This is a genomic window from Sphingobacterium sp. HJSM2_6, assembly GCF_049316305.1.
GTDB lineage: Bacteria > Bacteroidota > Bacteroidia > Sphingobacteriales > Sphingobacteriaceae > Sphingobacterium.
Genome location: NZ_JBMOXB010000004.1, coordinates 231,017 through 242,447, shown reverse-complemented (window position 1 = coordinate 242,447; position 11,431 = coordinate 231,017). Strand labels below are relative to the sequence as shown.

Sequence of the window (11,431 nt, the reverse complement as noted above, 5' to 3'; positions counted from 1 at the left end):
TCTGGTAGCCCGTAGGGGAATCGAACCCCTGTTTCAAGAATGAAAATCTTGCGTCCTAACCCCTAGACGAACGGGCCTTTTTGCTTTGGTGATGCAAATATAGGAGCTTTCTTCAATAAGCCCAAATATTTTACACCGCAAAAATATAACTCCTTGGCTTTGAAAATATTATTTTTTATATTAAATCAAATCCTATGTCTGTTCTGAAGTATTTTCCTTGGAAGAATATACGACCAGCGTCTGCGGTTGCTTGTTGTAAAGCAGAAAACAAGTCATCTTCCAAAGCAGTAACAGCCAACACACGACCACCTGCAGTTACAACATCCGCACCATCTTGTTTCGTTCCTGCGTGAAAAACGATGGATTCTTTCACATTTTCCATGTTGCTAATCACTTTTCCAACCTCATATTTCCCTGGATATCCTCCAGAAACGATCATCACGGTCGCTGCAGTTTTAGATGATACCGTATAAGAGCGATCAATTAGATTTCCTTGCGCTACCCCTTCCAGTAAATCTACCAGATCCGACTCGATGCGAACCAATACCGATTCTGTTTCAGGATCACCCATTCGCACATTATATTCAATCACGAAAGGCTCTCCATCCACATTCATCAATCCAATGAATATAAACCCTTTATAAGGTATATTATCTTTTTTAAGACCATCCACGGTAGGCTTAATAATACGCTCCTCTACTTTGTCTAAAAACGATTGATCTGCAAAAGGAACAGGAGAAACAGAACCCATTCCACCGGTATTCAATCCTGTGTCGCCCTCACCTATTCGCTTATAATCTTTTGCAGAAGGAAGCACCTTATAATTTTCACCATCCGTCAATACAAAAACAGATAGTTCAATCCCTTTCAGAAACTCCTCGACCACCACCACTTGACTTGCTTCACCAAATTTAGCATCAGAAATCATTGCTTTCAGTTCCGATTTAGCTTCCTCGTAAGATTCTAAAATTAAAACCCCTTTTCCTTGAGCCAAACCATCCGCTTTCAAGACGATCGGTAAGTTTTGCGTGTCCAAATACGCCAATCCTTCTTCCAAATTACTTTTATCGAATGATTTAAACGCTGCCGTAGGAATCTGGTGACGTTCCATAAACTCCTTAGAAAAGTCTTTAGACCCTTCCAGTTGCGCACCTTCTTGCTGCGGACCGATAACAGCAATACCTTTCAAATGCTCTTGAGATAAGAAATAATCATGAATACCTTTCACCAAAGGCTCTTCTGGGCCAACCAGCACCATATCAATCTGTTGTTGAACTGCAAACGCTCCAATACCTTCAAAATCATTCACTTTCAAATCCACATTTTCACCATATTGATGCGTACCTGCATTTCCTGGAGCGATGTATAATTTGTCAAGTTTCGGACTTTGTGAGATTTTATAGGCAAAGGCAGACTCTCTGCCTCCGGAGCCAATGATTAAAATATTCATACCGCAAAGATATTGAAGCCATTGAATAATTAAGCATTCATTTTTTTCTTTTATAAATTATCTGCTATTTTTTCGTATTATTATATTCCATTAACCAATAAATCCAATATGAAGAGAAGATTCCTTCTAGTGCAAGCCTTTATTTTGTGCTTATTAGCACAACTTAGCGCACAAAATATCGAAAAAACACAAGAACAATTAACCAATTTCGCCAACTTATACCCCCAAGAAAAACTGCACATCCATACCGACCGAAATGTCTATGGTGTTGGCGAAACCATCTGGTATAAGCTCTATAATGTAGTAGGCTGGGAAAACAACCTTTCTGTGCTTTCCAATATTGGCTATGTCGAACTCATCAGTCCAGCAGGAGAAGTTGTGGCAAAGAAAGTCAATGCCATTTTTTCCGGTATAGGCGTTGGAGAAATCGAATTGGTAGACTCTTTAGTGGAAGGATCCTACCGGATGAGATCCTATACAAATTGGATGAAAAATAGCGATCCCGATTATTTCTTTGAAAAAGTCATCAATATTGGTAATGTACGTTCCGATAATGTCATGACGAATACCACCACCATAACAGAAGAAGGGGTTACCTATTACGTCGTTGAATTAAGTAATCTTTCCGAAACCGCATGGCCAAAGACTGCAGTCACTTATCAATTTACAGACAACGGCAAAGTTGTAGACAAGGGAAAAGAAAATTTAGACAGTAAGGGTCAGATACGGATCAAAGTCACTGAGAAAAACAAAGGAAAAGACCTGACTTTAAGTTTCAATAACCCTGAAAAAAGACCTGTAAAAAAACAAATCACCACGAAAGCCTATTTTTCCGAAAACAGCATACAAGTTTTTGCTGAAGGAGGTCATGTAATTGGGGATGAACTCAATAAAATAGCTTTCAAAGCCCTTAACCCACAAGGCAAAGGAATTAAAGCGAAAGTATATCTATTAAGTTCCGCAAAAGATACCATTGCAAGCATTGAAACGAATGAATTGGGAATGGGATCTGCTCCTTGCTACATTGCTAAAGATGGACAATATTCGGTACTTGCAAAATTTGCAGACAACAGTGAAAAAAGTATCCCATTTCCACAAATTACAACAAGTGGCTATGGCATATCCATAAACCAATCAAATAGCAGCAAATTATTTGCACAGGTAAATCTCACGGAAGACAAAATTAACTCAGAAGATCTCTACATCGTGGCTCAACATTTAGGACATGTGTTCTATATCGCTAAGCAAAAAGCATCCAATAAAAATGTCTTATTCACCCTCCCTAAAGAAAAACTACCCTCCGGTGTATTTACATTAAGTGTCATGAACAAGGATTTCAATCCTTTGTTAGAACGCGTGGTTTTTCATTTAGCAAAAGAACGCATTATGCCTATGCAAACTAAATTGGATAAGCCTACTTATGGAAAACGCAGTAAAGTAACCAGTGAAATTGAAGTCGGTAATGCAGAAGATACCGTAAAATTAGCAGCCATTTCAGCTTCTGTCATCAATCTTACAAAATACGGAAAGGATTTAACAGACGATGTGAGTATGCTAAGCAGCTTATTGCTCAGTTCAAACATCAAAGGCTTTTTAGAAAAACCAGCGTATTATTTCAATGAAGACGGTTCTGTAAAAACAACAGAATTAGACAATCTATTAATGACTCAAGCCTGGCGAAAAATTGTATGGACAACATTGGACAGCTTAAATAAAGAACCTAAATATGCTCCAGAAAAAGGAATCAACATTGCTGGATATGCCCGTAAAATAGGCCGGAAAGCACCAGTTCCAAATGCTAAAATACAGTTGGTTCCTACCCATAACTTCATGGACTATATTGACACGATGGCCAATGAAGAAGGTAAATTTGTTTTCAACGATTTAGTATTCCCAGACAGCATCAAGTTTTTGATCTCCGCAAAGGATGAAAAAGGAAAAAATAACATCGACATCACCTTAGTACCCGAAGATAATCCTGAAGTAAACTATGAGCGTAATCGACCACTCATTTTAAACGACATCAACACGAAATTTAGAGATCAGTTATTAGCAGGAAAAAAATTCTATCAACAATTAGAAAACAAAGGATTGATGGATAAAGTAAACGAGATTGAAGAAATTGTAGTTACCGCAACAAGACCAAAAGCTGCAGAGAATTCCGCAAACATGAATGGCCCAGGGAATGCCGATCAGGTTTTATCGGCTGATGATTTATCCACTTGTAGCTCCTTAGAAATGTGTTTGAATGGACGACTTACCGGGGTATTATTTTCCCAAGGGAAGGCACTCAATACACGAGGTATGGGCGAAATGCAAATCATTCTCGACGGGATGTATGTAGAGGCCGACATGTTAGGTTCCATTGTTCCACAAGATGTACAAAGTGTCGAGGTATTACGTAATGTCAATTACACCACGATATACGGAAGTAATGGTGCCAATGGTCTAATCATCATCACTTCCAAAACAGGACGTGATGCGAGTCGAGGAAATAGCAAACCAAAAGGATTACTATCTATTCAACCAAAAGGAATTTCTATTCTACGTGAATTCTTTAAACCAGCCTATGAAGCGGAGTCAACCAATCAATTTGATATTGATCTTCGCACAACAATTCATTGGGAACCAGGAATCGTAACCGATGAACATGGAAAAGCAAGTTTCAATTTCTACACCTCCGATGAAATCGGCACGTACCGAATCACCATAGAAGGAATTGATTTTGAAGGACGATTAATTCGAAAACTCATCGACTTCGAAGTGAAATAAAGAAAGCCGAACGCCATCAAAGCGTTCGGCTTTTTTATGATCTCCAGTATTTCCTAAAATCTTCGAGTCAATCTTCATCAGGTTGTATAAATTTTACGTAAATTTCACCTAATAATCATAAAAATTACGTGAAGCATGAGCACATTTATCAAGACAGAAATAACCGATCATATTTGCTACATCCAACTTGACCGCGGAAAATCCAATGCCATGCACTTGGAAATGATCCAAGAACTTTCGGAAACTTTAACTACTCAACAACATAACCCAAGTATTGAAGCCATTGTCCTCACTGGAAAAGAAGGTTTTTTCAGTGCCGGATTAGATTTAATTACCCTATACCAATACGATGAATCTCAAATCCGATTTTTCTGGGAACAATTTATTTCCTTAGCACATCAGTTATGTGCATTCCCCAAGCCCGCCATTGCCGCTATTACAGGACATAGTCCTGCTGGAGGTTGCGTGCTTGCATTATGCTGCGACTACCGCATCATGGCCGAAGGGGAATTCATTATCGGATTAAACGAAGTTCCGGTGGGTATTATCGTGCCTAGCAGTATTTTTGAGCTCTATAATTTCTGGATTGGAAAAGCAAATGCCGCCAGATTTTTGTTGGAAGGAAAATTACTTCAACCACAAGATGCCCTTCGCGTCGGTTTAGTGGATGAGCTAGTTCCATTTAACCGAATTCAAACCACTGCCATTCGCAAAGCAAAACAGTATGCCTCATTTGAAAAAAATGCTTGGCAAGCTTCCAAACTAAATATTCGTAAAAACCTCCTGTTAGCGTTAGAACAAACCAAAGAAGAGGCCATCCAACAGGTGCTAACCCAATGGTGGGCTCCAAACACCCGAACTATTTTAAAAACCATTATCGAAAACCTCAGCAAAAAATAAGGATATGGCAGTACAAGGAGCATTACAAAAAGATGCCTTAAAAGGCAAAACCATCGTGGTTACGGGAGGTGGAACAGGCTTAGGAAAAGCCATGTCGATTTATTTCTCAACATTAGGCGCCAATTTGGTGATTAGCAGTCGCAAATTGGACGTGCTAGAGCAGACGGCAAAAGAAATCAGCGACCAAACGGGCAACCCCGTCTTAGCTATTGCCTGCGATGTACGTGACACCGAAGCCGTAAAAGTGTTGCGAGAGAAAACAGAAGAAGCCTTTGGCAGGGTCGATGTATTGGTGAATAATGCCGCAGGAAATTTCATATCTCCTACAGAACGTTTATCTGCCAATGCCTTTTCTACGATTATAGATATCGTTTTAAAAGGAACCGTAAATTGCACATTGGAATTCGGCAAAAACTGGATAACAAAAAAACAGCAAGCCAATGTACTCAACATCATTACCACCTATGCCTTTACCGGTTCTGGTTACGTCGTTCCTTCAGCAGTCGCCAAAGGTGGAGTGCTCACACTCACCCGGTCTTTAGCCGTAGAATGGGGGAAATATGGCATCAGACATAATGCCATTGCCCCAGGCCCATTCCCGACCAAAGGGGCTTGGGATCGTTTATTACCCGGCGATCTAGCTCAAAAATTTGACTTTAAAAACCGAGTTCCTTTAAAACGTGTAGGCGAGCACCAGGAACTAGCCAATATAGCCGCCTTCTTGATTTCCGACTTCGCAGGATACATCAATGGTGAAGTGTTAACCATTGATGGAGGAGAATGGCTCCAAGGTGCTGGTCAACTCAGTGGACTGGAAGCCATCCCAGAAGAAATGTGGGATACCATAGAACAATCCATACGTCAATCTAACAAGCCATGAATTTAAAACTAATTCGTATAATCGGCCTCTTTGGATTACTCGTATTCAGTTCCTGTAATTCCAGCAATAAGCAGCAGCAACAGCATTTGGATAGCAGCAAACGCATAGCAATCAATAACCCCGAACAAATTAAACAAATATCCGAGGTTATTACCCGCTTTGCTCGAGCTTATTTAAGTCAAGATCAGGCCAAAATAAATGCCTTAATTCATCCGGAACAAGGGATTGCCATCATTCATCGACCAGGAGCTGCTGACAGGTATACCATCGTAGACGCTATCGATTTCAAACATCCTGTACCGTCTTACTATGCTTATGAAACTTTTTCCAATGAGCAAGTGTTAACATTTGAAAGTCTTCCTTCCTACGATTGTGGAAAAGAACAATGGGAGAAAATCGGATTTTTCACCGACACAACGAAAAATAGTGGCACCCAATTATTGGAAACAATTGCCAAATTTTTAGACGAATATGAACAGATAGCATATGATGAAGCCATAAAAAGTAAAATTAATGCTTTGGAAACAGGAAGCTATAGGGTAATTTTGGCGCTACAAGACCATCATCTCATATTTCATGTGAAACAATTTGAAGAAATATGGTATGTTACCATTTTAGACAGAGCCTATGCTTCTTGTGATGCATAGATACATTAACGAAAAACAAATCAATTTTTTAATATCATCAACAAAATCCATTATGGGTAATCTAGATCAAGAGACACAAGCAAGAATCAATCAATGGCTCACAGATGAATACGACCAGGAGACCGTAAATCAAGTCCAAACTTTGATTGATCAGCAAGAAGAAACAGAGCTATTAGATTCTTTTTACAAAGAACTGGAGTTTGGTACTGGAGGATTAAGGGGGATTATGGGGGTTGGATCCAACCGTATGAATAAGTATACCATCGGAAAAGCTACGCAAGGATTGGCCAATTACCTCTTAAAGCAATTTCCAAATGAGCAGGTCAAAGTAGCCGTATCTTATGATAGCCGAAACAATTCACAATCCTTCGGACACTTAGTAGCCGATGTGTTCTCCGCCAATGGAATTCAAGTTTATTTATTTCAAGAGCTCAGACCAACACCGATGTTATCCTTTGCCGTGCGTCATTTTGGTTGCCAAGGCGGTGTTATGCTAACGGCTTCCCATAACCCTAAGGAATACAATGGGTATAAAGCGTATTGGAATGATGGCGGTCAATTAGTTGCTCCACACGACAAAAATGTTATTACGGAAGTAAATGCAATACAATCGGTACATGAAGTTAAATTTAATCGAGTGGAAGACCATATCCACCTAGTTAAAGAAGATTTCGATCAATTATATATCGCTGAAAACTTAAAATTAAGCATACATCCTGAAGCTGTAAAAGCACAGAAAGACCTTAGTATCGTTTATTCTCCAATTCATGGAACAGGGATAACCATCGTGCCTAAAATGTTGGCTGCATGGGGATTTGAAAACGTTCAGGTGGTGGAGGCACAAGCCAATCCCGACGGCAACTTCCCAACTGTAATTTATCCTAATCCAGAAGAGGAAGAAGCAATGTCTATGGCTATGGCTAAAGGACAAGAGCTCAATGCCGATGTGGTGATGGCCACGGATCCCGATGCAGACCGTGTAGGCGTAGCCATAAAATTACCTTCAGGCGTATTCCAACTTATCAATGGAAATCAGATTGGCAGTTTATTAACCTACTATGTCTTATCGACTAAAAAGGACTTAAACCAATTGAAAGCCAACAATTACATTGTAAAAACGATCGTAACTTCTAATTTACTGTCGGATATTGCAAGCTCCTTCGGTGTCAAATTCTACGATACCTTAACGGGTTTTAAATTTATTGGAGAAGTCATGACGCGCGTCCAAGATGAAGAAGTTTATTTAGTCGGTGGAGAAGAATCTTATGGCTTCTTGGTCGGAGATTTAGTAAGAGATAAAGATGCGGTAAACTCTTGCGCATTTATCGCGGAGATGACGGCATATTTCAAAAATCAAGGCCTTTCCTTATACGATGTGTTACTAAAACTCTATTTGGAATATGGTTACTATAAGGAAAAATTAATCTCCCTAACCAAAAAAGGAAAAGCAGGAGCAGACGAAATCAAGCAAATGATGGCTGATTTACGTGCTGATCTGCCTAAAACATTGGGATCCATAGCGGTGAAAGAAGTTCGTGATTATCAACGTAGAGAAACGACGAATATGGAAACTGGTGAAAAATCAGTTATTGAACTTCCTGCATCCGATGTATTACAATTTATCACAGTCGATGGAGATGTAATTTCTGCAAGACCTTCTGGAACAGAACCTAAAATAAAATTCTATTGTTCCGTGAAAGAAAAATTACGCTTTACCGATGAATACGGACAGATTTCGAATCGACTGGATGATAAGGTAACGGAAATCATGGCTGATATCGTAAAAAACTAAATGGAGAACTGGAAAGTATTAGATTCGAAATATATCCTTCAACGTCCTTGGGCCACCTTACGAGTCGATCGGTTGGAAATGCCCAATGGTCAAATCAAAGAAGAATATTATGTACTCGAATACCCTACATGGGTTAATATGATTGCCATCACAGAAGATGAACAACTCATTTTTGTGAAGCAATACCGCCATGGAGCCAAAGAAGTCATGATTGAACTCTCCGCAGGCGTAGTAGAAGCGGGGGAAGATCCAGAATTCGCCGCCCGACGTGAATTGCTCGAGGAAACAGGATATGCATTCAAAGATTGCCAATACATCTGTAAGCTCTATGCTAACCCAGCGACCTCAGGCAACTTAACTTACACATACCTGCTCACAGCTGGTCAAAAAATACAAGAACAAGAATTGGATGATTCGGAAGACATTGAAGTTGTTTTAATGAATAAAGAAGAAGCCATGAATTTCCTGTTTGAAAATAAAATAGGCCAAGCCTTACACAGTTCGGCCATGTTTTACACCTTTAAAACGTTAGGTTGGATTTAATCCAACCTAACTTTATTCGCTATCCTGACCATTTTACGCAATAATTAACGCTTTTTACGTACATTTGCCACATGGCAAGAGAAATTTACGAAACAAAACGAAAAGCACTAAAAATAAATCTTAATCCAGACATCTACGGCACCTTCGCCGAAATTGGTGCAGGACAAGAAGTCGCTCGTAACTTTTTTGAAGCGGGTGCCGCTTCAGGAACCATTGCCAAAACCATGTCAGCATACGATATGGCCTTTTCCGATGCCATCTATGGCATTGAGGATTCTGGTCGATACGTAAGTCGAACTCGTCTTACCAAAATGTTGGATCACGAATTCAATCTATTGACGGAAAGATTACATGGCGAAAAATATTGCTCCAAAAAGTTTTTCGCATTTGCCGATACAGTAACCACGTTAAATTTCACAAAAACTAATGAACCACATGGATGGATTGGAATTCGTTTTCAACACGAAGTGGGTGGTCCTACCAATGACATTGTTATCCATGTACGACTTTTAGATAGCGACAATAGACTGCAGACCAAAGTATTAGGTATTATCGGAGTCAACCTCTTGTTTGCTGCATTCTATTATGCGCAAAACCCTCAAACCATGATCGAATCCTTGGTCGATAATTTATCGGTCGGATCAGTCGAGATTGATTTGGTAAAAGTATCAGGTCCCTTATTCCAAAATGCCAACGAACGCCTGCTAAACCTTTATTTAATTGCCAAAGGTTTCGCTAAAGCGGCCATCTTTAAACCAGACGGTAAAGCTGCACAAATCAAAGATTATTTATACAAGAAAAACATCATTATCCTTCGAACCAAATACCGCCAGAAATCAAACCCTAACTTTGATTTATTCAACTTAGCCGTGGAAGAGTTCAAGAAAAATACAGGTGCAATCCCTGAAGATACGGTCGTCTTAATTGAAGTATTGATGGGCAATGTATTGGATGAAAGCACACAAATTACCGATGAGGATTTAATCTATTTTGCAAATCGTGCCGAATACTTATGTTCTACTGGAAATAACATATTAGTTTCCAACTTTAGAAGGAATAATCATTTGGCGGAATTTGTACAGACTTTCAAACCTAAACAGGTCGGTATAGCAACCAACGTATCCAATCTAAAAAATATTTTCAATTCCCATAATTACAATAAGGAACAATACACCAATGAATTGTTATCTTATATTTCAGGAATGTTCAGTAAAAATGTAAAATTATATGCTTATCCGTACTTAGATAAAAAGTCGGATAAAATTGTAACTACCCGTAATATGCCCGTTTCTGAAGAAGCAAAACCACTTTTTGATTTCTTAATCAATAACCGTTACATTATTGATATCGATAATTATGACGAACGTTTTGTAAAAACAGTTTAATTCGACAGCTTTTAGTTCACGATCACTCTAAAAAACTCCTCCCTGTAGGCGGAAGGGGTTTTCCCTGTGATTTGCTTAAACTGCTTATTAAAATTGGTCATCGATAAAAATCCACACTCATAACTAATCGATTCAATACTTTTCGAAAAATCATTTAGGCGTTTACAGGCATAGTTTATTCTAACCTTCTTGACAAATTCTGAAAAAGAAAGGCTCATTTTCATCTTAAAATAACGACTGAATGATGTTTCTGTCATATTGGCCAAATCGGCAACCTCCCCTAATCGGATTTTTCTTTTAAAATTATGATTTACAAAGTCGTAGACTTTTTGAATAGGGTTTATTTCTGACTCGGAATGATCCATCACATTTAAATCATTCAGATACTTCAAATCTTTAGAACAAGCGAATTTATCTAGTATTTTTAACAAATAAATCACTCGATCCAAGCCTGTACTTGCTAACAAATTCTCTAACAGCATAGCCACTTGATCTCGGGTTTCCTGATCGATCCACAAGCCGCCCCTGCTTCGTTCAAAGAGTATTTTTATTTTCTGAAATTCCTCCTTGGAATACAAGTAATCTCCTAGAATATTTTTATCAAAATATAGCACAATCATTCCGCAAGTGTCTACCGCTTTTTGTTCAAAATAATTGCGGTCACTTTTCCAAAAATGTGGAATATCAGGACCCAAAAGTACCATATCACCCTCAGAAAAAGGTTTTAGTTTATTTCCAATTAAACGATATCCTGAACCTTTAAAAACGTAGGTCAATTGGAATTCTTGATGGCTATGTAAGCTGGATTCGAAAAACGGCTCCATAATTTTTTTTACCACAAAGCATTTATTGCTTGGAATAGGCGGTTTTGCAATTGGTCTTAGAATCATTATTTTCTTTTTAAAAACAATATCTCTTAAAGATAAAATACAGCTAACATCTGACATAATAGTGTATTAACATTAATTAAACTATACGTTATATTTGAGTCATCTATCGAAACTGCTAGCCTATGAACAACATAAACTTACTTGAAACTCAAGGCGTTTTATATGCGTTATG

General features: G+C 38.7%; 9 protein-coding genes and 1 tRNA gene. 7 read left to right on the top strand and 3 right to left on the bottom strand.

What is annotated here, in order from left to right; genetic code table 11:
* Positions 1–2: 2 nt before the first annotated feature.
* Positions 3–77 (bottom strand) — tRNA-Glu (locus ACFRAE_RS05880).
* Between the two features lie 98 nt (positions 78–175).
* Complete coding sequence (gene purD / locus ACFRAE_RS05875; RefSeq protein WP_422796200.1) at positions 176–1,450, bottom strand: phosphoribosylamine--glycine ligase; 1,275 nt, start codon at positions 1,448–1,450, stop codon at positions 176–178.
* Positions 1,451–1,558: 108 nt separating this feature from the next.
* Between purD and ACFRAE_RS05870 the strand changes: the two genes are divergently transcribed.
* From ACFRAE_RS05870 to ACFRAE_RS05840, 7 genes are all read left to right on the top strand, one after another.
* The gene (locus ACFRAE_RS05870) at positions 1,559–4,222 is read left to right on the top strand and encodes a hypothetical protein (RefSeq protein WP_422796199.1); all 2,664 of its coding nucleotides are present in this window, start codon (positions 1,559–1,561) and stop codon (positions 4,220–4,222) included.
* A gap of 135 nt (positions 4,223–4,357) precedes the next feature.
* The gene (locus tag ACFRAE_RS05865; RefSeq protein ID WP_422796198.1) at positions 4,358–5,122 is read left to right on the top strand and encodes an enoyl-CoA hydratase/isomerase family protein; all 765 of its coding nucleotides are present in this window, start codon (positions 4,358–4,360) and stop codon (positions 5,120–5,122) included.
* Between the two features lie 4 nt (positions 5,123–5,126).
* Positions 5,127–6,002, top strand: coding sequence for an SDR family oxidoreductase (locus tag ACFRAE_RS05860; protein ID WP_422796197.1), 876 nt, complete (start codon positions 5,127–5,129; stop codon positions 6,000–6,002).
* Positions 5,999–6,649, top strand: coding sequence for a hypothetical protein (locus ACFRAE_RS05855; protein WP_422796196.1), 651 nt, complete (start codon positions 5,999–6,001; stop codon positions 6,647–6,649). The genes ACFRAE_RS05860 and ACFRAE_RS05855 overlap by 4 nt, the downstream gene beginning before the upstream one ends.
* Before the next feature lie 52 nt (positions 6,650–6,701).
* Positions 6,702–8,441, top strand: coding sequence for a phospho-sugar mutase (locus ACFRAE_RS05850; RefSeq protein WP_422796195.1), 1,740 nt, complete (start codon positions 6,702–6,704; stop codon positions 8,439–8,441).
* Positions 8,442–8,984 (top strand): NUDIX hydrolase, encoded by a 543-nt coding sequence (locus ACFRAE_RS05845; RefSeq protein WP_422796194.1) that lies wholly within the window; start codon positions 8,442–8,444, stop codon positions 8,982–8,984.
* A gap of 71 nt (positions 8,985–9,055) precedes the next feature.
* Positions 9,056–10,369, top strand: a complete 1,314-nt coding sequence (locus ACFRAE_RS05840) for a nicotinamide mononucleotide adenylyltransferase (protein WP_422796193.1) — start codon at positions 9,056–9,058, stop codon at positions 10,367–10,369.
* Between the two features lie 11 nt (positions 10,370–10,380).
* On the opposite strand, the gene ACFRAE_RS05835 is transcribed toward ACFRAE_RS05840, so the two are convergent.
* Positions 10,381–11,193 (bottom strand): AraC family transcriptional regulator, encoded by an 813-nt coding sequence (locus ACFRAE_RS05835; protein ID WP_422796192.1) that lies wholly within the window; start codon positions 11,191–11,193, stop codon positions 10,381–10,383.
* Positions 11,194–11,431: the final 238 nt, after the last annotated feature.

Coding starts and splice junctions, on each gene's coding strand:
- ACFRAE_RS05860 (WP_422796197.1), top strand. CDS start 5,127: ATGGCAGTACAAGGAGCATTACAAAAAGATGCCTTAAAAGGCAAAACC.
- ACFRAE_RS05865 (WP_422796198.1), top strand. CDS start 4,358: ATGAGCACATTTATCAAGACAGAAATAACCGATCATATTTGCTACATC.
- purD (WP_422796200.1), bottom strand. CDS start 1,450: ATGAATATTTTAATCATTGGCTCCGGAGGCAGAGAGTCTGCCTTTGCC.
- ACFRAE_RS05850 (WP_422796195.1), top strand. CDS start 6,702: ATGGGTAATCTAGATCAAGAGACACAAGCAAGAATCAATCAATGGCTC.
- ACFRAE_RS05855 (WP_422796196.1), top strand. CDS start 5,999: ATGAATTTAAAACTAATTCGTATAATCGGCCTCTTTGGATTACTCGTA.
- ACFRAE_RS05870 (WP_422796199.1), top strand. CDS start 1,559: ATGAAGAGAAGATTCCTTCTAGTGCAAGCCTTTATTTTGTGCTTATTA.
- ACFRAE_RS05845 (WP_422796194.1), top strand. CDS start 8,442: ATGGAGAACTGGAAAGTATTAGATTCGAAATATATCCTTCAACGTCCT.
- ACFRAE_RS05835 (WP_422796192.1), bottom strand. CDS start 11,193: ATGGAGCCGTTTTTCGAATCCAGCTTACATAGCCATCAAGAATTCCAA.
- ACFRAE_RS05840 (WP_422796193.1), top strand. CDS start 9,056: ATGGCAAGAGAAATTTACGAAACAAAACGAAAAGCACTAAAAATAAAT.